Source organism: Caballeronia sp. A2-2, assembly GCF_057612605.2.
On record NZ_JBVFIR010000006.1, the window covers coordinates 103,818 to 124,732 of the forward strand.

A 20,915-nucleotide genomic window follows, 5' to 3' on the forward strand; every position below is an offset into this window, starting at 1 on the left:
ATAAACACTCGTTTCAAGGAGACACGCAATGAAGCCCAGCCTGCTGCAGTTAAACCATCGCCGTTACGCGGTCATCAAGCGCACGGTGTCCGTCGCGTTACTCGCCACGAGCTTGGCTCACATGTCCGCCATGGCCGCAAAAGTACCCGGAATTTACTATGGCATCGCCACCGAGTCGAGCGAGTACTGCAATGCGCAGGTGCAGGGAGCGAAAGCGGTCGCAGATTCGGTGAACACGAAACTCAACGTGCTCGTGAGCGAATTTCAAGGGCAGAAGTTTCTCCAGGACTATGGCGCGATTTTCTCAGCCGGTTGCAAGGATTGCGTCGCGATGATGGACCCCGTATCCAACGCATTCACCAAGGCGATCGTAGACCGAGCGAGCCGCGCGGACGCGAAGGTCATCACGTTCTGGAATCGTCCGGAGAACATTCATCCGTGGGACACGAACCCGCAGAGCTGGGTTGCTCATATTTCTTTCGATGGCGTCGACTCGGGCTATCAGAACGGCATGGCACTCTGCAAGTCGATCGGCGGAACCGGTGGCGTGCTGGTGCTGCAGGGCGTAGCAGACAACCCTCCTACCAAGCAGCGCTTCGCGGGATTTCAGCGCGCAGTGAAGGAATGCCCGGGCATGACTATCCTCGATAACCAGTATGCCGACTGGGGACAAACGAAGGCCCAGACGATCGTGCGCGGCCAGCTCGCGAAGTACGGCGACAAGGTGAAGGGTATTTTCTCTGAGAACGATCTGATGGCGCTCGGCGCCCTGGCCGCGCTGCGCGAGAAGGGTTTGGCAGGAAAGATTCCCGTGACAGGCAGCGATGGGCAATCCGACGTCCTGCGACTCATCAAGTCAGGCGAGATCGTCTCGACGATGAAAGTCGATGGGGCAGCGCTTGGCGCAGTCTCGACGGCGCTCGCCTACGGTGTAGCGACTGGAGATATCGATCTGATGAAGCTCACGCATGCGCAACGCAGCTTTTATCTCAAGCAGACGCTCGTCACAAAGACGAACGTCGACCAATTCCTCGACCAAAAATTCGATCCGTCGCAATTCACCTATCAGAAGCTGAAGACCGACATGTGGACTTATTCGTCGGGCCCTATCACAGACACCGCCGCCAAGTAGGGACGTTTTGAGTCGGCGATTTCCGATAGCTTTTAAGGACGGGTCATGTCTTCCAAATTAACCCTGCCGGTTCGCAACACGGGACCATTGGTCGCCCTGCTTGCGCTCGTGGTGTTCTTCAGCCTGGCCGGAAGCAACTTCGCCAGTGTCGCCAATCTCGTCGCGATCATCGAGTCGAGTGCCGTTCCTTGCATCGCAGTGGTCGGTCTTTCATTTGTCATCGTTCAGGGGTCGATTGATCTGTCGATCGAAGGGCTTGCCTCGCTCGCGTGCATTCTCACTGGGCTCTTCGTCGCGAACTCAGTCAACGCGCGTGACAGTCTAGGCTTCGCGCTGTTGCTTGCGATCGGCAGCGGCTTGGCGCTGGGGCTTTTCAACGGAATCGTGTATGCGAAGGCAAGGGTTCCGTCGCTCATCGTGACGCTGGGAACGTGGTTCGCCGCACGCGGTCTCGCCACGATGCTGTTTCCGTCGATGCAGCCGCAAATCCACGATGCCTCCTTTCTGTCGATCGCGCTGGACAAGCATTTGGGCTTGAGCGGCATCGTCTATTGCGCGGTGTTCATCGTGCTGGCGGGGCTGGTGATCGAAAGGCGAACGACCATTGGCCGTGTGAGTTTCGGCATAGGAGGCGACGAAAATCTGTGCCGGCTCGGCGGTCTCCACGTCGACCGGATGAAGATCGCTGTCTTCGCGATCTCGGGCGTGCTATCGGCCGTGTGCGGCGTGCTGTTGGCGGCGCAGTTGGGCGTCGGAAGCTCGCAGGCTGGAGAGGGCTTGCTGTTTCCGTCGATCAGCGGCGCAGTTATCGGCGGGACGCTTCTGAGCGGTGGCAAAGGCGGCATTCTTCAGTCGCTGACCGGCGTATTAATCCTCAACGTCATCCAGAACGGCCTTTTGCAGATTGGCGTCGACCCGTTGATCACTCAGGTCGTCGAGGGCGCGACGATCATTCTGGCAGTCATCGGCGGCTCGTGGAGCTTGCGCGAAAAGATGAGGGTTGCGAAATGACGGACGCAGTGTATGAAGTCAAAGGCCTGATTAAACGCTTCGGCCCGGTGACGGCACTCGACGACGTCAGCGTGCGGCTCGAACGAAACGAGGTCGTTGGTCTTATCGGCCAGAACGGTTCGGGCAAGTCCACGCTGATGAAGACGATGGCAGGCGTCCAACACCCGGATAGCGGTAGCCTCATTCTTAGGGGCAAACCGGTCTCGTTCAGGTCGACCGTCGACGCCGCAAGCCGCGGCGTGGGACTCGTGCATCAGGAGCAGTCGCTAATTCCCAATCTGACGGTCGCCGAGAACATCTTCATCGACAAATCGGCGTCCTTTGTTCAGCACGGCTGGTATAGATGGCGCGCATTACTCGACGCGGCCCGGCGTCAGCTCGAAAAGATCGAGCTCGATATCAAGCCAGACACTTTAGTGGAGAAGCTCTCGTTCGGTCAGCGTCAGATGGTAGAACTGGCCAAGGTTCTCGCGCTAGAGGAAATGATCCAGGATGACCTTGTCATCATGTTCGATGAGCCCACGTCGATGCTCACGTCCCGGGAGATCGATGATCTTTTCACGCAAATCAATCGCATTCGCTCGCGCGCGTCGATCGTTTTCATTAGTCATCGGATGGACGAGGTGTTGACGCTCTCAGATCGAGTCTATGTGATGAGTGACGGTCGTCGCGTGGCCGAACGCATGCGAGGTGGAGTCGACGCCGATGAACTCTACGAACTCATGGTCGGCAAACAGCGCAGCACGGCGACGCGAGAAAATGAAGCACCACGATCAACGAACATTCGGCTCGTTCTCGACGACGTGCGTTTCAACAATGATGCGGGACCTTTCTCCATTACCGTCAACGAGGGCGAAATACTCGGGCTAATCGGCGTGCAGCGCTCAGGCGCGGAAGTGCTGTGTCGTGGCCTCTTCGGTATCGACGAGGTAACCGACGGCAAGATCGTGCTCGACGGCAAGCCGTTCCGGCCGCACAAGCCGACGGACGCCGTACAGAAGGGCGTGGGCTACCTGCCCGCCGAGCGCAAAAAAGAGGGAATGCTCGCGGGCATGTCGGTGCTGGAGAACATGACGCTCAGTTTCGGTTTCGATTTCGGCTTTGGTGGCTTTGTGGCGAACCGGCGCAAGGAACGTGCGGTCGCAAGCGACTGGGCTAAGCGCCTGAAAGTCAAGACGGCGTCGATACACGAAGACATCTCGAAGCTGAGCGGCGGGAACCAGCAAAAGGCGGTGCTTGGCAAATGGCTCATGGGGCGGAATCTCAGGTTGCTACTGCTGGATCATCCGACGCGAGGTCTGGACCCTGGCGCCCGCGCCGATCTGTTCGAAACGATGCGCCATCTGGCGGACGAAGGGCTGTCGATCGTCTTCGTCGCTGACACGCTAGACGAAGTGCTCTTGCTCAGCGACACGGTTGCGGTGATGCGCGACGGGCAATTCTCCGAGGTCTTCAGCGACATTAGCCGAAACCGGCCGACCGAGGAGCAAATCGTGAGGGCTATGGTATGAGACTCAATGAACTTCCCATCGAGACCAGCAAAGTCGTGGAGCGAAAGCGCGATCGGAGACATGATCACGGCCGGGAACTATTACGTCGCCTCGCCCCGGCATTAGTGCTCGCGATCATGCTGCTCGTCGTGGGCGTGATTTCTCCGGGAACATTGTCTCCCGGATCGCTCGTCTCATTCTCGATCGATGCCGCGCCGCTTTTGCTTCTCGTGCTCGGCAGCGCCTTGCCGATTCTGCTGGGAGGCATCGATTTATCGGCGGCCGCGATGGCAAGCATGTCGGGCGTCATAGTCAGTCTGGCCGCGCCACAACTCGGGTCGTGGTCGATTCCGCTCGCCGTCGCGCTAGCCGGAATAGTCGGGGCCACACAAGGCTATGTTCACGGAAAGTTTCAGGTCCCGTCGTTCGCGATCAGCCTTGGCACCCTGGGCCTTCTTTCCGGTGTTGCTCTCTTTGTGACCAAAGCCACGGCTCTTCCGGTGGAAGGGAACCTCCGGATTCTAGACGTGCTCAACGGGACATTGTTCGGCGTGCCCGCGTGCGTTTTCCTCGTCGCCGTTGTCTGGTTGCTTCTCTCGCTGACGCTTCGTTACTTGCGTCTCGGAAGACACATTTACGCCATCGGTACATCCGAGCGCGCGGCGCGCATGTCGGGCATCGATGCGCTCAAGGTCAGAGTCATCGTGTTCTCGCTTTGCTCCATGTGCGCGGCGCTAGCGGGCATTCTGTACGTATCGCAGACTCTCTTCAGTTCTCCGACGCTTGCGCAGACCATGCTTCTACCTGCCATCGTCGGTGTGGTGCTAGGCGGTACGTCAATCTCGGGCGGCATCGGTGGTGTCGGGGTCTGCGTGATCGGCGGAATCTCTGCAGCGTTTCTGCGAGTGGGTTCAGTGGTCGTGGGACTGCCGCCCACCAGTCAGGATCTGGTCTACGGCATCGTGATTCTGGCGGCGGTCACCGCAACGATCGACCGACGAAAAATGAGTCTGGTGAAATAACGCAAAGCCGGTTCGCACTTTGATCACGTTGAAAAATACTTTTGGGATTGTCATTCATGAGATTTGTTCGGTATCGAAACGGTAATGGAGAAGGCCTTGCTGCATACGTCAATGATGCGTGGCAGGGCTTGCCGCTGACGCACGCGGATCTGCAAGGCGGAGCGGAGAAGGTGCTCCTGAATCCGGCGTTGCTTTCGAAGGCGTTCGATGCGGTAGCACGAGACGGTCAGCGTCTGGATATGGAGGCAATAACCTATCTTGCGCCGATTTCCGCAAGCAAGAAGATTATCTGCGTGGGTCTAAATTATCATGACCATTCAGCGGAGTCCGGGTTCAAACAGCCTGACTATCCGACGCTGTTTATCCGGGTTGGCACGAGCCTCACCGCGCATGGCTGCAATATCAATCGTCCGTCGTTCAGCGACTCGCTTGATTTCGAAGGCGAACTCGCGGCGGTGATCGGAAAAGGCGGAAGTCACATCCCTGCGTCAGACGCCTATGAGCATGTGGCCGGCTACGCGATCTTCAACGACGTGACGGTCCGAGAATTTCAGTTCAAGACCCCGCAGTGGACTGTCGGCAAGAATTTTGATGGCACTGGAGCGTTCGGACCGTGGTTTGTCACGCCGGACGAGTTTCCCGACGGTGGCTGCGGGCGCACGCTCGAAACCCGGCTCAACGGAACGGTGATGCAGCGTGCCTTGCTCGACGATATGGTGTTCAATCTGCCGCGGCTTATCGAGACGATCAGTCAGGCAATTACGCTCGAAGCGGGCGATGTCATTGTCACAGGGACGCCTTCCGGTGTGGGTCATGCGCGCAATCCGCGTGTGTACATGAAGCCCGGCGACGTAGTTGAAGTCGAGATCGAAGGTCTTGGCGTGCTGAGCAATACCATCGTTGACGCGCACTCGTCGCAGCAGGTAGCTTAAAAAAAGGTGCCGTATGGGAATGCTTGCAACAGGCGTTCGCACGGACCGACTAGGGTCGGTCCACTCTATCGACCGTGTCGTCATGTCGGTTCCAGATCTGACGGAAGCACAGCGCTTTTTTGAAGCGTTCGGCCTCAGGTGCACCCGCGATTCCCCACGGGACGCGTTGCATGTTGGAACGTTCGACAGCGAGCATGTGTGGCTCAGCGTGCTCGCTGGCTTAGAGAAGAAGCTTTTGTACGTGCGCTATGGCATCTATCCAGCTGACTATGAGGCGGTCGAGAGAAGAGTGGCGTTGCTGAATGTACCGCTCTGCGCACCTCACGAACAAGCGATCGAAGTCGCGGAAGCCGGCGGCTTCTGGCTAATGGATCCCGATGGTGTCCCGTTGCAGATCGCGATACGGGAAAAGTCTTCCCCCGACGCGAAGTCGTCTCCGGCCGAGGTTGCGGCCACGCCGCTGGGAACAGGGGCCGCGCCTAGCCGAAGCGCGGCGCCTCGCGTTTATCCGCGTTATCTCTCGCATGTCCTGTTTTTTACCGGCGATGTGCGAAGGGCGATGGACTTCTACATCAAGGTTCTCGGGCTCAAGCTGTCCGATCATTCGGATTCCGATATTGCATTTTTGCATGGCGCATATGGTAGCGACCATCATCTCGCCGCCTTTGTCAAATCAGAAGGACCGGGCATCCACCATATGTCGTGGGACGTCGGGAGCATTAACGAGGTTGGACTGGGTGCGGAACAGATGAGGCGCAGCGGATATAAGCGCGGATGGGGCCTCGGCAGGCACGTGTTGGGATCGAACTATTTTCATTACGTGCGCGATCCATGGGGCAGCTACGCAGAATATTCGTTCGATATTGACTTCATCCCTGCTGGTCTCGATTGGCCTTGGGCCAATCATCCTGGTGAAGATTCTTTTTATGTATGGGGCCCGGAGCCACCCGACGACTTTGCTGTTAACTACGAATCGGCAGATAACACCTCGTCCGAAAAATAGCGGGCGGAAAGATCAATTGAACTGAGCACAGGCAGTTGCCATGGATTCATCCCAGATCATGCAGCAAACATCCGCGCTCCCTCGTGCGCCAAGCTTTTCTTTAGGGGGCAGACGCGCGCTCGTGACTGGCGCCAGCAGGGGAATTGGCGTTGCTGCTGCGTCAGTGCTTTGCGAATACGGCGCGGACGTAACCGTCGTAGCTCGCTCATTGTTAGAAGCTGAGGCGGTAGCCGAAGCGATGCGCGCACGCGGCGGAATGGCACATGCAGCGAAGTTGGACGTCACTGATCTACCCCGGCTGCGCACCGCGTTGAATGACATTCTGGGCGAGAACGGGCCCTTCGATATTCTGGTCAATAACGCGGGAACGAATCGTCCTGCTGCATTCGTCGACGTGACCATGGACGATTTCGACGCTGTTATGGGTCTGAACGTACGAAGCGCGTTTTTCGTGGCGCAGTTCGTGGCGGTGAAGCTCATTGCCGCGGGTCGGCCGGGTTCCATCATCAACATGTCGTCCCAGATGGGACATGTCGGTGCGCCGATGAGAACCGTCTATTGCAGTTCTAAGCATGCCATTCAGGGTCTAACGAAAGCCATGGCGGTTGAACTGGGGCCGCACGGCGTGCGGGTGAACGCAATATGTCCAACCTTCATCGAAACGCCGATGACGCGGGATTTTCTCGCTTCGGAAGTCTTTAAACAGGACGTGCTTGCCCGCATCAAACTCGGCCGGATGGCGACGATGGAAGACGTCATGGGCGCGGTGCTCTACCTCGCAAGCGATGCGTCCGCCATGGTAACGGGCAGTTCGTTGATGGTAGATGGCGGATGGACTGCCGAATGAACACGTAAGAATCAACCTCACAAGGAGTTAGCAAATGGATATTCGCTCGAAAGACACGGTAGCCCCGGTATCGATGCATGACAACGTCAAGGTCTGGGGTCTGTTCCCGAAGTTCTCGCTATTCGAGCAGACTCAGGGAACCTATCTCGAGGCGGTCGAAGAGTGGACGATTGCTGCGCACACCCGAGCGACGCCGCATTCACATGATACGCACGAGTTCTATTACATCCTTATCGGCGAGGCTGTCGTGCAGATCGAACAGGAGGCCAAAAAGGTCAAACCGGGCGATCTCATCTACATCCCGCCGAAGGTCCCGCACAGCATCTGGCCGACGACCGACGAAGGTGTGCGCGCATTCTCGTTTTCGGTGAGCTATCAGGAACCAGTGGAACCAGGCTACCAAGACGAAGTGCTGGAGGAAGTGCCCATTACTGAATAAGGTTGCTCGCTGCGGTTGCAGTTGCAGTTGCGCGGCTAGCTCAAGCAGCGTCGCGCAAAGGAACCATAGATTAGGAAATGATGCCGATGACAGCAAAGGAATCGAAGAGGCAGGTTGCGTTGCTCGGTGCCGGAAGAATCGGCGTCGTGCATGCCCGAGCGCTCTCGCAACTGGGCCAAGTCGAACTGAAATACGTGATGGACGTAGACGCGGATCGTTGCAACGCTCTGACCGCGAGCTTTGGCGGACAGCCCGGTACACTCGACGAAATACTCGCTGATACCGATGTTTCGGCTGCCATAATCGCTACGCCAACGAACACTCACGCGGAACTGATTGTGACGCTTGCCCGAGCGGGCAAAGCGATTTTTTGCGAGAAACCCGTCGACATCGACCGGGAACGTGTGCTGTCCTCGCTTCGGGTGGTCGAGGCTTCAGGCGTACCCTTTGCACTTGGTTTCATGCGAAGGTATGACCCGATATACCGAGACCTGAAGAACCGGATCGACGCAGGAGAGATCGGTAATCCCGAGCAGGTGTTCATCGTTAATCGCGACGTGGCTCCTCCTCCCATCGATTTCGTCCGTGCATCGGGCGGCCTCGTCCGAGACATGACCAGTCACGATGTGGACCTGGCCAGTTGGTTACTTGGCGAAGATCTTTGTACGGCATTCGCAACAGGGAGCTGTCTTATCGATCCATGCATCGGCGAAGCCGGTGATGTCGATTCATTGGCGGTCGTGCTGACTACGACCACAGGTAAGCTCGTCCAGATCTCGGAGAGTCGCCGGTCGACATACGGCTACGACCAGCGTGTGGAAGTCTTGGGTTCGGGGGGCATGCTTCAGGCTGGAAACAAGCTCGAGTCGCTTGTGCTGCACGGCGGTTCACGAGGACTGGCATCGGCAAGGCCGCTAAATTTCTTCCTCGAACGCTACGCGGATGCCTACCTGTCTCAACTCACGGATTTCTTCGAATCATTGGACGCCCGCCGTGCTCCCGCCGTAAGCGTAGCGGAGGCGCAGCGCGCCTTGTTTGCGACAGAAGCTGTGCTCGAATCCATGAAAACGGGTAAGCGCGTAAGCATCGAACGAGCTTGATGCGATACCACGACAATCTATGTATGCAAGGAGCAAGAGAGAATGACAACACCGCTTAAGATCGGCGTCGTCGGAGTAGGAACGGTCAGCCTTCGAGGGGTTATCCCACATCTGATCCAACGCGACATCACGCATAGAGTGGAATTGACGGCGTTGTGTGACCCCGTTGAAACGAGAGTGCGTGGCGCGGCCGAAAAATTTGGCATCGCGCAGGCCTTCACGAGTTATGAACAATTTCTTAGCGAGGCTGATATCGACGCAGTCACGTTAGCCACTCCGATTGGCATCCACTTCGAGCAGGGCAAAGCAGCACTGCTGGCCGGAAAGCATGTTCACTTCAACAAGACGATGACGGTGAGCACGGCTGAGGCGGATGAACTGATCGCGCTTGCAAATGAACGCAACCTCAGAATCGTGGCTTCGCCAGGAGAAATGCTCAGGCCGCACAACCAAGCGATCAAGCGGATGGTGGAAGATGGTACCCTGGGCACGCTCGCTTGGGCGATCTGCGGCGCGGCATTCGAGAATTACCATGAAGACGAGCCTGAGCGAGACAATGCGCCGGGAAAGACGCCAATCGATCCGGGCTGGTATTTCAAAAAACCTGGCGGCGGACCACTCTACGACATGGCGGTCTACGCTTTGCATGGTTTGACAGGCATTCTCGGTCCTGCGCGAGCCGTGACCGCGCTTTCCGCCGTTCGTCTTCCCGAGCGAACCTTCAAAGACAAAACCATCGTGACCGAATGCGATGACAACACTATCATGCTGCTGGACTTCGGCCGCGGACTGTTTGCCGTTGTCTATGGCACCGCGGCTGGCGGCTTGCGGGATTCCCTCGACTTCAGCGGGACTTATTTTGGAACCCGGGGAACAATCTCCGGATTACTGCATAACGGGACGCCGTTCGATTACGAAAATCGTGAGGTCGCGATTTCCGCACCCGATCGAGGAACACGCGCGGGGTTTGGTGGGAATGAATGGATTCTGCCGAACATCACAGGAGCGCACCGCGATATACCCGAGCAGCACGTCTTTGCCGACGTTATGCAGCTAGTCGACTGGGTTGTTGATGGAAAGCCCTCCGTCGCGACTGCGGAACATGCTCGACATGTGATCGAGATCATAGAAGCCGCGTTCCGTTCAGCAGAGACCGGTGCGACCCAGACCTTGCAGACGGTGTTCTGATCATGCAGCGCTAAGCCCGGCATGCGGGCGTGGACTACCATTTGCTGGAGTCAACGCTCGCTGTGAGCAGGTTCGTTGAGGAGACATCCGTTCGCCGAACTCCAATTTATTTCCAAACTTAAGGATACCTTAATAAATCCCATAAATTGATTTATGTAAACAAAAATAGAAATCGGGTGGGATGAATTTGCGCTGGGCGGCTAAGGGACCGGAACCGGGCCGGGGCTGTGGTCTTGAACGTCGGTTCAGGGCGATGATTTGCACACGTCGCTCTCGGGATTGGCGTCCTTGTAACCGAACCTTCGCATGTCATCGCGGCTCAAGCGCGGAACGGCCAGCAGGCGACGGTCGCATGCTTCGTCAATGAGGGCATTGGCACTCATGGTGGCGAAGTGGACGTCCCAGATTTGCGCAGGCCCTTGGTCCGAGGCAACGACGACGCGTGTGCCGTCGGGATTGAACGTCGCGTAGCGGACCCCATGCTGGTGCCCGTCGAGCGCCTCGATCTCCGTTCCGGTCGCGACATCCCAGATACGCGCGACATTGTCACCGGCCGCCGTGACGATTCGCGTGCCATCTCGATTGAACACGGCGGAGGCGACCGGACCGGGGTGGGATGCCAACTCCACCTTTTCCTGCCCCGTACTGGCATCCCAGATTCGCTCCCGGCCGTCTTTCGAGGCCGTGACGACCTGCGTACCGTCCTGGCTCAATGCGGCAAAAGTGAGTCCGCCCGAGGACTCTTTCAATTCCCTGTCCTGCTTGCCCGAGTCAGCGTTCCAAATCCGGGCGATGTTGTCGGCGGAGGCCGTGACGATCTGTTTTCCATCTCCGCTGAATACGGCGGATGTCATGGCGCTATGCAGTTTCCCGAGCAGAAGATCTTTCGTTGTTCCCGGCGTGACAACGCGCCCGCTTCCATCTGCCGCGGCGATGACGATGCGCTCGTCCGCAGGACTGTAGGCGGCGAAAGTCACGCCGTGCTGAATCATCCGCAACTCGGTCATCTCTTTGCCTGTCAAAGCATCCCAGATGCGCACGGTGCCATCTTTCGAAGCGGTGAGGATGCGCCGGCCATCGCGATTGAAGGCGACGCTCAGGATCGCGCCGGTGTGCCCCTTTAGCTCCGCGATCGGTTTGCCCGTGGCGGCCTCCCAGATGGTCGCCGTAGAGCCTCCCGAGGTCGTGACGACATGCTTTCCGCTCTCGTCGAATGCGGCGAAAGCAAACTCGTCTTGACCGCGATTCGACGACGCCTCTGCTTGCGGTATCGCGGAGGCGGTTCGGGGGTCCGGTATGGCATCGGTCGAAGCGACGGCCAGGTGCATTCCGGGCTTGCCGACGACAGTAGAAACCAGCGCCTCGCGCTGCACGCCGAGTTTTAAACTCGGATGGTCCGGTGAGACCGACCAGATATGCGCCGTGTTGTCCTTCGAAGCCGTAACAAGCAGCGTTCCATCCTGACTGAAAGAAACGGAATTGACCTGATCCGCGTGCTCGATCGGATTTCGGACAGGGTTGCCTGTTTTTGCATCCCAGATGTGAGCTGTATGGTCTTTCGATGCGGCCGCAATGCGGCTTCCGTCCGCGCTGAAAACGACCGAAGTAATGGCACCGAGTTTGTCTTTCAACACCGTAGGCTGACCGGCGCCTGTGGTGCTCCAGATGCGCGCGACGCCCTCCTCCGAGCCTGTCACGATACGATCGCCTTCCGGGCTGAAGGCGGCGACAGTCGCGCCAGGTAGATCCTTGCGCGCGCTCGCGATTTCGGCGCCTGTCGCGGCATTCCACACGCGCACCGTATTGTCTTTCGCCGCAGTTGCAATCCATGCTCCGTCCCGACTGAAAACGGCGGAGGTAACTGGGCCGTCATGCCCCTTCAACTCCATAGGCAGTTCCGAGCCTGCCACGCTCCAGATGCGCGCGATGCCATCCTCTGAGCCGGTTACGATGCGATCGCCGTTCGGACTGAACGTGGCCGCATTCGCGCCCGCGAGATCTTTGCGCGCAGCCACGATTTCCTGGCCTGTCGAGGTATCCCATATCCGGACCGTGCCGTCCTGCGCCGTCGTGACGATTCGCGTTCCATCGCGGCTGAAAGCCGCCGAATTGACCAGTTGCCGATGCCCTCTGAGTTCATGGATCTGGCGCCCTGTCGAGCCATCCCAGATACGCGCGGTGTTGTCCCACGAAGTGGTGACCACCTGCATGCTCGCCGGACTGAATTCCGCGGATCCGATCTGCACGTCGTGCCCGAGCGTCGCGATCCGTTGCCCGCTCGCGGCATCCCAGACACGCGCGGTGTTGTCGTCGGATGCCGTGACGATCAATTTCCCGTCGGTGCTGAAATATGCGGATTCAACCACGTCGGGCTGTTTCAACACGCTGCTCCCGCCGTTCGGCGCCAGGTCCCAGATGCGCGCCGTGTTGTCGAGGGACGCTGTCACGACGTATTTCCCGTCCGGGCTAAAGTCCGCCGAATACACGCCAGCATTGTGTCCTGGCTCTGTCCTGCCGCTTGGATTGGAGCCAGCCGAGGCCGCGTCAGCGCTCCGTCTCGGCAATATCCTGACGAGTTGGCCGTTTGCGGCATTCCAGATGCGCGCCGTGTTGTCCTGCGAAGCGGTGACGATAAAGCGCCCATCACGACTGAACACCGCGTCGTAGACACTATCATTGTGTCCCCTGAGTTCCCCAAGCTGATGGCCCGTCGCCACGTCCAGGACGACCGCGGTGTTGCCGTCTGTCGTGGCGACAATGCGTGTTCCATCCGGGCTGAAGCTCGCCCAAAAAAATGGATTCTCGCTTCGCTCCAGTTTCCTGAGTTGACGACCCGTGACGGAATCCCAGATGCGCAAAGTTTGGTCGAACGAACTCGTTAAAACGAGCTTGCCGTTCGGACTGAACGAGGCACACAGCACGGTGGCCGTATGCCCTTTCAGTTCGAGGGACTGGACGCCGGTTGCCGCGTTCCAGATGCGCGCCGTACCATCTTCCGACGTGGTGACGATACGCTTGCCGTCCGGGCTGTAGACAGCGTCGAAAACGCGCCCCTTGTGTCCTTTCAGCTCGCCGATTTCACGCTCGGATTTGACGTCCCAGATTCGTGCGGTGTTGTCCCATGACGCAGTGACCACTCGTTTGCCGTCGGGACTGAAGTTGGCGAAGAAGATCATGCTGTCTTCTCGCTGGCTCCCCAGGGTCAGACGCAGTGAACCATTCGCGAGAATGTTCGCGAGTTGTGCCGTCGCGTACGATATCTGACCACTTGAATCCTGATTGCTTTTTGATTTATCTGTCTCGTTCAACCGATTGGTTTTGTAATCTGGATTGTTGTCTATCCTGGTTCCGGACACGGCAAAGCGCAGTGCACTGTCTTCGTTACCGCGCGGATACTCGACCGCTGCCAATTGACTCAACACATTGGCCTGCTGGTGTTTGGCCTGATTCCGGTTGTTGATCGCAAGCGCAGCGGAGGCATGCGCCAGCTTCGACTGATATGCCGCGAAAAGGCCGATGCCGGCCATCAACACCGCTATGAGTCCGGCAGCGAAAGCAAACCTTTTGCTCTGCCTGGAACTCTTTGCTCGCGCCTCTGCTTCCCGTTCAAGCGCGGCGGATTTCTCCTTTTCCGCTTCGAGCTTTGCACCGCGCTCCGCGTCCTCACGCGCGTGCGCGGCCTCCTGTTCCCTGCGTTCGGTTTCTTCGCGGTCGCGGCACGCGGTGAGGTAGTCGCGATCCGTGTCGTTCAGTCTCGGGCTGAGGTCCGCGCGCAGCAGCAACGGGTGGGTGTCTTCCAGGCGGCTCCCGCGGTGTGCAAGCCAGCCCTGCCTGCGGCCATTCGCGACCCAGTCAGCCGCCGCGCGCTTGATACTCTCGAGTATCATCAGGATAACGAAATCTTCTTGCAGCCATTGTTTCAACTCAGACCACTGGCGCAGCAGTGCTTCGTGCGCCGGTTCGATGACGCCCTCGCCGGTTTCCGGGTTGACGTCTGTGAAAAGCAAGCGTTCCTGGACCAGCAGTTCAACCAATGGCCACGCCTGTTTCGGTACTTCGGTAATCCGGGCGGTCTGGCGCCGTGGCTGGCGGGTATCGGGATCGATACCCGCCAGCCACGGAATCAGGCCAAGCTTCAGGAGTTCGAGGCGTGCGGGGCGCTCGCGCGGAACGCGCTCGTCCTTGTCGGCGGCGGCAAATGCACGGTCGACCGCGGCTCCGATTGCGCCGCCAATACGGCCGAGACTGATGTAATCCTCAACTTCCAGATGGCCCGTCGCGCCGTATTCGAGGTAGAGACGCTCCAGCGTAAACGACAAGAGGGGCAACGAATCATGCCCGCCTTCCTTGTCGATATCCGACAAGAGCGCCTCGGTCAGGGCCGGCGCGACCCGTAAGGTCCGGCGGCCATCTCGCACCCGGTTAGCCGGACCTTCGATGACAAGCTGATAAGCCCCGCGCGGCATCGGCATCAGGCTCTGGGTGTGTTGATTGATGCCGTTCCACAGCCGGGAATTCTGCAATTGAACGTACGCATCCGAGCGGATCGTGGCGATAACCATCAGCGGCGGATCGTCAACCGTAATCAGGTCGCGCAGCAGTGAAAGCAGGCTCGCGCTTTCATCCGCGCCCACGGCCACGAACAATTCCTCTGCTTGGTCGAGCGCCAAAACCAGCATCGGTCGTGCCATCGCGTCGTCCATCGTCAATGCATCGCTGGCACGTTCGGCCAGTTCCCGGAGCAACGGCCGCAGTGTGTTCGCGCCTCCCTCGATTGCCTTGCGGATCTCCGCCCTCGCCTTGCCATGACCGCGGGTGGCGAAAGCGGATTCGAGCGAGCGTAGCAATCCGGCCTCGCCGCTGATGGCGGCGCGTTCCGGGCGGATGACCGGAAGAGGAAAATAGTGGCGATCGTCCCGGGCCAGGCGTGGCAGAAGTCCTGCACGAAGGAAGGAGGACTTTCCCGCTCCGGAAGCGCCCAACAGCACGAGCATTCTTGGGCCAGCGCTGTCCCGAATGCCTCGAATCCGATCGATCGCCTCGATGGTGGGTGCCTCCCGCCCGAAAAATATGCCCGCGTCTTCCGCTTCCAGGGGCAACAGGCCGCGATATGGTGCTCGCTGAGGATCCCGGGCCGGAGGCCATGCGAAAAAACGGGGATCCAGACCGGCACGCTCCAGCCCGATTCGCAACCGGTTCAACCCTTCCTGAGAGAAGGTGACGTGGGCCTCCTTCTGCGTGAAGGGCAAGGGAGCGCTTAGCATGATGTGATCATGCCCGGAAACGATGGACACCAACTGCCACGTTCCGGTGAAGGTGGCTGGAAGCTCGCTGCGCGGTATCTCCTCGATCAAGAGACCGAAGAGACGCTTGTTCATGCGCGAGGCGAGGTTGTATTCCCTCAGGCACCACTCCGAGGCGAGCCAGGCGCGTGACACGAGAAACAAGACCGCTTCGCTGCGCTGTGCCGCCAGATTCAAGGCACGTTCCCAGCGCTCACCGGCCGCGATGCCGCGTTCAGGATCGGTATCCAGAAAAACGTCGTCCCACCCCTGAGTTTCCAGCCATGCCTTGAGCACCACCGCGCTACTGATATCCGTGCTTGAATGACTCAAAAAGATGCGGGACATTATTTATCTCACTTCGAACGGGATCGAGCCAATCGGCGTGACTGGTCAGGGTTCAAGCTCAAGGGAAATCTTCAGAACGGTCGCTTGTTCGACAGAAGTGCCGGGTGGACTCCCCGACGACATCCGCTTTTCGTCACGCCCGGGTTGCGATCCTGGAATTCATGATAGGCAGACTTTCTTTCAGCTAGCCTAACTATTGAGCGGGCGCGCACCCTCCATGAAAAAACCATGAGGCTTGCTTCGATTCAAGCATGCAGCGAAGTCTTTGCTACCGGAAGCGCCTTGGTTTGTTTGCCCTTTCGCATCGGCAGGTTTGCCGCGTTGTTGAGTGGGATGGACGTGTCCGGGCACGCAGTGCGATGACCGCCGAGCCGCTACACGCGCTGCCGGGTATGTCCGAAAGCGACGTTCAGTCTGGTCAGCGCCGGCGCGACTGGACTACTTCCGCGCGGTCGTCACATCAGACCGGGCTTAGTCAGCCAGTACTCTGGCGCTCGATCAACCATGCGTGCAGGGCGCCCCTGAAAACATGCGGTTCAGGCAAGCCTTTGCGAAGCGCGCGCGAACGTGCGATCGCGTGGTGCTTCTCGGCCGCTTCGAAGTACACGTGCTTATCCAGCCGCTCCGCGACTTCGTATTCATCCCGTGCAATGGAGTCTCCGCCTAGGCAGATGAGATCATCGGACAGGGCGACCATCATCCGCGAGGTGGGCGAGAGCGTGACCGTCCCTTCGATATAGCCGCCCCACTGGGTATCGTCGACCACATAGATGGTGCCGGCCTCCTGCGCCAGCACAGCACCCTCGGTCAGCGCCAGCGACGACACCACGCCGATCGACGACAAGCCGAACTCGCCAGCAAGCCGGTACACCTCGCCGATACCGTCCACCGTGGCGCCTGCGCAAACGAGGGTCGCCGCGTCGAAGGTTTTGAGCCACGCCGAGAGGCGCTCCGCCAGCCAATCGTCGTCCTGATAACCACCGGCGGAATAGCCAGAAAAAGTCACGATACGGCGGCCGGCCGCACGAACGTGCCGAACTGTCGCGTCCGGGTCGACCACCCGTACGATACGGGGCGCGTCAGACCCGGGCATGCGCGGACTCCTCGTCGGTTTGAAGAAAGAGCGCGGTTTCGGTGCGAAGCCGTGAAACGAGCGTGCTCATCCCGAACTCCTGCCGTGGCCGACAGGCGGGGTCGCCCCGCTGGAAGAGCCGGCCGTGCTCCTCGCGTCCTGTTGGCGCAGGCGCTTCATGCTGCCTTGCCATAGAAACAGCTTGTCGAACACATGCAGATGTAGCCGCGCCAGCGGAAATCCGAAGGTCGCCATGCCGATACCCATCACGACCTCCGAGGCGGTCTTCCGGTAGTTGAAGATTTTGCCGGCGAGCCCGAGCACGATCAGCACTAACGCCGCCAAACCCGCGCCACTCGCAAGTTGTCGGACCGAAAGCGTGAAAACGGACCGGTCCCGGTCAATGTATGCCGCATACGCGATCACGACCAGCACCACGATTGCAAACACCCCGGCGACGATCTGCAACTGGCGCATCAGCAGCCAGACTTTGAAGAACAGGGAGTTCGCCACCTTCAATTGCTGTACGAGTGGCGAGTCGCGCCGCCGATCCTTGAGATAAGGGTCGATTTCGAGGAAGGTCCAGCGTGGATCACGCGGTTTCTGGTCGACCTCGAAGCCGAGCAACGGGTCTTTCAATGAGTGCTCGGTCATCAGATAACCGCTTGCCATCAACGCGTGAGCTTCGACTTGCGAGAACGAATCGAGATCGGTTCGAACGGCCGCGAGCAAACGCTGCACATGGCGCTGCACACCGTACGGCAGGAGCGGATCGGGCACGGTGGGCGCTACCGGCTCCTGGGTGTCGATCCAGTCGACCGGAGTCGTTTCGAGATCTTTTTTCAGGTGTACGAACATGAGCCCCCGCAACAAGCCGCTACGCAGCCGGCTCGACAGCTGTTCGAACTGCGCCACGCGCACGCGCGCCTGGAGAATGCTGTTGGCACGCAGCGGCACGGCCAGCAGTCCGTTGCCGGGAAAATCGAGATCCTGCATTTGCCCGCTGGCGTCGCTCACGATCAGCACCGAGCAGTCCTGTTCGAGCAACGCGGCCACACCCTGATTGTCGTACACCCCGCCGTCCACCAGCCGTACTAGCGGACGTACCATGCGCCGTTCCGTGGGCGGCATGCGCTCGTAGAGGTTGGCAAGCGTGAGCGGCTCGAAAATGCCCGGCACGCAGGCAGAGGCTGCCACGGCGTAGCCAAGCCGGATCTGCTCGTGCGGTGAAGGAGCCTGCGGGTAGTACATGCGACGCAGGCGGCAATTGGCATCGACTTCCGAGTCGATGCCCGCGGGTGGCTCGCCCATCCAGGTCGACGTGAACTGCCAGTTGTGTCCCGTGTTCAGCGTCGTCGCGTTGAGCACGAGAATCGGCGCCTTCGCGGCGCGGCGCCAGTTATGATCCTTCGGGGAAAAATCGGGCAGCGCGTTTTTCGGTACGATCTGCAAGGCATTGAGCCAGCGCGGACGGCGCCCTTCGCCGTCGGTCACTCGCGAGTAAAGCTCGGATTCGTACAACTCGCCCGCTCGCATCGTACGCGAGTAACCCGGCACGAAGATCATCTTGAGATTAGTCAGCCATTCTGCTGCGATTCGTGTGCGGATGTTCGAACGGACACCTTCGAAAAACTGCCGCTGAATGTTTTCCACGATCGTCAGATAATCTTCCCGGCGGATTTCGTCGTCCGGCTTTTCTCCGAGCAGCTTGCGCACCTCGAGGTAGTAGTGTGCCCCGATAATGGAACCGCCCGACACACAAGAAAGGCACTCGACGTGGCGCAGCAGATCCAGTTCCGCCAGTTTCGCCAGCACGCCGATATGGTAGAACGAGGCGCGAAAGCCGCCGCCCGAGAGCGCAAGTCCAATCTTGCCACGCACCGCCGAATCGAACGCCGATGCACTGCTGCCGAGGAACTCGCGCAGGACGCCCGCCAAGCTGCCGTCGGGTGGGGTGGCGCCATGCCGGGCGGCGTTATTTTTCATCACCAGCAACGCGGCGATCTGACGCGCGGAACTCTCCTGCTGCCAGTCCGGCACGTTCGGCAAGGCGGCCGCCTGCATCAGCCAATGGCGCGCCCGCGTGGCGTCGCCCAGTCCGAACCAGGCTTCGCCGAGCGTCACCAGAAACCACCATTCGCCCAACAGCCAGCGCGTGCCCGGCGCCTCCCCGAGCGCCGGCAGGCGTGCCACGATCTCCCGCCGGATGCTCGACGCGGTATCGCGACGCTGCTGCGCCGTCAGCAAGTTATCCACGAAGGCAGGCTGGTCCGCTGCGCTTGCGATATCCGCGAGACAATCCGCAACGAATGCCGCGTTGATGGCGGTATAACCGAAATCGCTTTCGACGCCCTCCTTGAAGCCGCGAAAATAAAACGAGAACGATGTTTCGAGGTGCTGAACCTGCGCGGTCAGCTCCCAGGTGCGCTTGAGGATCGCGCCGGCGAGGCCGAGTGTCTCCTGGTTTTTCGTGGTTTCGAGATCCGCGACCGACTGCAGGATTCGCCAGGCGTCGTCGAGCTTCTGGTCAGCCTGGAGGTCAGGATCCTTGTAGGTGCAAAGCGCGAGTTTCTGCCCGATCACGAGCCTGAGCGCCGCGTCGCCCACGACGTCCGGGTGGTTCACGTAGCGGGCCAGCAGCCTGCGCGCCAGACCGAACTTGCGCCCGCCGTGCAGCACCGATTCAAGCGCCAGTACTTCGTCCGGTCGTGCACCGCTGCCGCCGATGATCAGGCGCGCCTGCGCTTCCGCTTCTGCCAGGTCGATCGGCATGCTTACCTCATTTGATGATTCGAATTCAGGACCAGAGGTTCGCAGCCCACATTGAGGGCGTCCGTCGAACCGGTTGCGGGCGTTCATGACAAAAAGGCTACACGTCAGGATAGTCAATAAATCCGGAAGCGCAGTGTGGCATTGTGCGGGATCGAACACGTTTCGAATCCACGCGAAGCGCTCAGGCGCGAGGCGCCCGACGCCGGTTTCTCGCGGACCGCGGGGACGCGCTGGGTCCCGGGTCGCGCCAATCAGCGGGTGATCCTAGTCGTGTCCGGTTTTCGCCGAACGTCGCTTACAAACCGTAGCCCGGCTTTGTGAGGCATCCCACATTTCTCGTCATATTTTCATCGGCTCGCGTGATTTCGGCCAAGGCGCGTTCTATAACGTGATACTTAGCGTCCCTAAGCTACCTGCGAAAGCGGAACCTTGGGCGCTTGATTCGTGTGGGCAATCGTTTGCCTCCCGTTGCATAGCCACGTGACGCTCCGTTCAGCGGTGTGGACCTTTCTCCCGCCGCGTCACGCGAACAAGGCATGGGTAGCGGCGACCGTGATAAGTAAAAGATCGGCAGGAGCCAGCCAATGGTCGAATTCGATGCACCCCTTATCAACAGCGACAACGTGCAGCAACGATGTGCCTGCGTACTCGTGCTCGATCACTCGGGCTCGATGGAAGGCGAACCAATCGACAAGCTCAACAAGGCATTGCGCGAGTTTCCCGCCTTTCTGACGGGCGATCCGCTGCTCAATAAGCGCGTGGAGATAGCGATCGTCGGTTTTCCGCCCGCGAAAGTGCTGCGACCCTTTTGCTCCGCGAGCGAGTTCGTTCCTCCGGTGCTGAGCGCCGCGGGCACCACCCCCCTGGGTGCGGCGGTCAAACTCGGCTGCAAGTTGATTGAGGAACGCAAGGTCATGTACCGGGCCAGCCGGGTCGACTACTTCCGGCCCGTGCTGATCACCATTACCGATGGCGCGCCGGATGTCGGCGACGACTGGCGTGGCGCAGCGGCCACCGTTCGGGATGCCGAGGAAAAGTTCAAGCTCAGTTCGTTCGCGTTCGGCGTGCCCGGCGCGGATCAGGCCGTGTTGCAGGAGTTTTCATTGCGCCCGGCGGCACGGCTCATCGATTTGAATTTCGCCGGGCTGTTCCTCTGGCTCAAGTCGACACTTCAGGCGGTCAGCGGGTCGCAGAGTCACACCGGGGGCGACCCGACCTTGAAAGTACCCATCCCCAAGCCTCCGCCCAAAACCTTCGACTGGGATTCGGCCTGAGTT

At 59.5% G+C, this 20,915-nt stretch carries 14 protein-coding genes; 11 read left to right on the top strand and 3 right to left on the bottom strand.

The features are described 5' to 3' along the window. The first annotated feature begins 28 nt into the window (after positions 1–28). From ACZCWR_RS36130 to ACZCWR_RS36175, 10 genes are all read left to right on the top strand, one after another. Entirely contained in the window at positions 29–1,132 is a 1,104-nt protein-coding gene (locus ACZCWR_RS36130; RefSeq protein WP_487307131.1) for a sugar ABC transporter substrate-binding protein, read from the top strand. A 45-nt stretch (positions 1,133–1,177) separates the two neighbouring features. Next, positions 1,178–2,143 carry an ABC transporter permease gene (locus tag ACZCWR_RS36135; protein WP_487307132.1) on the top strand — a complete coding sequence of 322 codons (966 nt, stop codon included), beginning with the start codon at positions 1,178–1,180 and terminating at the stop codon, positions 2,141–2,143. Next, the gene (locus tag ACZCWR_RS36140; protein WP_487307133.1) at positions 2,140–3,654 is read left to right on the top strand and encodes a sugar ABC transporter ATP-binding protein; all 1,515 of its coding nucleotides are present in this window, start codon (positions 2,140–2,142) and stop codon (positions 3,652–3,654) included. Before ACZCWR_RS36135 ends, ACZCWR_RS36140 begins: the two co-directional genes overlap by 4 nt. Next, on the top strand, positions 3,651–4,655 hold the full coding sequence (locus ACZCWR_RS36145; RefSeq protein WP_487307134.1) for an ABC transporter permease: 1,005 nt from the start codon (positions 3,651–3,653) through the stop codon (positions 4,653–4,655). Before ACZCWR_RS36140 ends, ACZCWR_RS36145 begins: the two co-directional genes overlap by 4 nt. Positions 4,656–4,711: 56 nt before the next feature. Further along, entirely contained in the window at positions 4,712–5,587 is an 876-nt protein-coding gene (locus ACZCWR_RS36150; RefSeq protein ID WP_487307135.1) for a fumarylacetoacetate hydrolase family protein, read from the top strand. A gap of 82 nt (positions 5,588–5,669) precedes the next feature. Continuing rightward, entirely contained in the window at positions 5,670–6,590 is a 921-nt protein-coding gene (locus ACZCWR_RS36155; protein WP_487307136.1) for a VOC family protein, read from the top strand. Positions 6,591–6,630: 40 nt separating this feature from the next. Then, on the top strand, positions 6,631–7,437 hold the full coding sequence (locus ACZCWR_RS36160) for an SDR family NAD(P)-dependent oxidoreductase (protein ID WP_487307137.1): 807 nt from the start codon (positions 6,631–6,633) through the stop codon (positions 7,435–7,437). 34 nt (positions 7,438–7,471) lie between these two features. Further along, the gene (locus tag ACZCWR_RS36165; RefSeq protein WP_487307138.1) at positions 7,472–7,876 is read left to right on the top strand and encodes a cupin domain-containing protein; all 405 of its coding nucleotides are present in this window, start codon (positions 7,472–7,474) and stop codon (positions 7,874–7,876) included. A gap of 86 nt (positions 7,877–7,962) precedes the next feature. Continuing rightward, positions 7,963–8,976, top strand: a complete 1,014-nt coding sequence (locus ACZCWR_RS36170) for a Gfo/Idh/MocA family protein (RefSeq protein ID WP_487307139.1) — start codon at positions 7,963–7,965, stop codon at positions 8,974–8,976. A gap of 42 nt (positions 8,977–9,018) precedes the next feature. Further along, positions 9,019–10,164: a Gfo/Idh/MocA family protein gene (locus ACZCWR_RS36175; protein WP_487307140.1), complete on the top strand. Its 1,146-nt coding sequence runs from the start codon at positions 9,019–9,021 to the stop codon at positions 10,162–10,164. 245 nt (positions 10,165–10,409) lie between these two features. On the opposite strand, the gene ACZCWR_RS36180 is transcribed toward ACZCWR_RS36175, so the two are convergent. From ACZCWR_RS36180 to ACZCWR_RS36190, 3 genes are all read right to left on the bottom strand, one after another. Further along, complete coding sequence (locus ACZCWR_RS36180) at positions 10,410–15,794, bottom strand: nSTAND1 domain-containing NTPase (RefSeq protein WP_487307141.1); 5,385 nt, start codon at positions 15,792–15,794, stop codon at positions 10,410–10,412. A gap of 475 nt (positions 15,795–16,269) precedes the next feature. After that, positions 16,270–16,887 (bottom strand): hypothetical protein, encoded by a 618-nt coding sequence (locus ACZCWR_RS36185; RefSeq protein WP_487307142.1) that lies wholly within the window; start codon positions 16,885–16,887, stop codon positions 16,270–16,272. A gap of 66 nt (positions 16,888–16,953) precedes the next feature. Continuing rightward, on the bottom strand, positions 16,954–19,638 hold the full coding sequence (locus tag ACZCWR_RS36190) for a patatin-like phospholipase family protein (RefSeq protein ID WP_487307143.1): 2,685 nt from the start codon (positions 19,636–19,638) through the stop codon (positions 16,954–16,956). A gap of 584 nt (positions 19,639–20,222) precedes the next feature. Here ACZCWR_RS36190 and ACZCWR_RS36195 point away from each other — a divergent pair. Further along, entirely contained in the window at positions 20,223–20,912 is a 690-nt protein-coding gene (locus ACZCWR_RS36195) for a vWA domain-containing protein (RefSeq protein WP_487307144.1), read from the top strand. Positions 20,913–20,915 lie beyond the last annotated feature (3 nt).

Excerpts from the sequence above, each read along its gene's own strand:
- ACZCWR_RS36130 (WP_487307131.1), top strand. The coding sequence starts at position 29 with ATGAAGCCCAGCCTGCTGCAGTTAAACCATCGCCGTTACGCGGTCATC.
- ACZCWR_RS36135 (WP_487307132.1), top strand. The coding sequence starts at position 1,178 with ATGTCTTCCAAATTAACCCTGCCGGTTCGCAACACGGGACCATTGGTC.
- ACZCWR_RS36140 (WP_487307133.1), top strand. The coding sequence starts at position 2,140 with ATGACGGACGCAGTGTATGAAGTCAAAGGCCTGATTAAACGCTTCGGC.
- ACZCWR_RS36145 (WP_487307134.1), top strand. The coding sequence starts at position 3,651 with ATGAGACTCAATGAACTTCCCATCGAGACCAGCAAAGTCGTGGAGCGA.
- ACZCWR_RS36150 (WP_487307135.1), top strand. The coding sequence starts at position 4,712 with ATGAGATTTGTTCGGTATCGAAACGGTAATGGAGAAGGCCTTGCTGCA.
- ACZCWR_RS36155 (WP_487307136.1), top strand. The coding sequence starts at position 5,670 with ATGTCGGTTCCAGATCTGACGGAAGCACAGCGCTTTTTTGAAGCGTTC.
- ACZCWR_RS36160 (WP_487307137.1), top strand. The coding sequence starts at position 6,631 with ATGGATTCATCCCAGATCATGCAGCAAACATCCGCGCTCCCTCGTGCG.
- ACZCWR_RS36165 (WP_487307138.1), top strand. The coding sequence starts at position 7,472 with ATGGATATTCGCTCGAAAGACACGGTAGCCCCGGTATCGATGCATGAC.
- ACZCWR_RS36170 (WP_487307139.1), top strand. The coding sequence starts at position 7,963 with ATGACAGCAAAGGAATCGAAGAGGCAGGTTGCGTTGCTCGGTGCCGGA.
- ACZCWR_RS36175 (WP_487307140.1), top strand. The coding sequence starts at position 9,019 with ATGACAACACCGCTTAAGATCGGCGTCGTCGGAGTAGGAACGGTCAGC.
- ACZCWR_RS36180 (WP_487307141.1), bottom strand. The coding sequence starts at position 15,794 with ATGTCCCGCATCTTTTTGAGTCATTCAAGCACGGATATCAGTAGCGCG.
- ACZCWR_RS36185 (WP_487307142.1), bottom strand. The coding sequence starts at position 16,887 with ATGCCCGGGTCTGACGCGCCCCGTATCGTACGGGTGGTCGACCCGGAC.
- ACZCWR_RS36190 (WP_487307143.1), bottom strand. The coding sequence starts at position 19,638 with ATGCCGATCGACCTGGCAGAAGCGGAAGCGCAGGCGCGCCTGATCATC.
- ACZCWR_RS36195 (WP_487307144.1), top strand. The coding sequence starts at position 20,223 with ATGGTCGAATTCGATGCACCCCTTATCAACAGCGACAACGTGCAGCAA.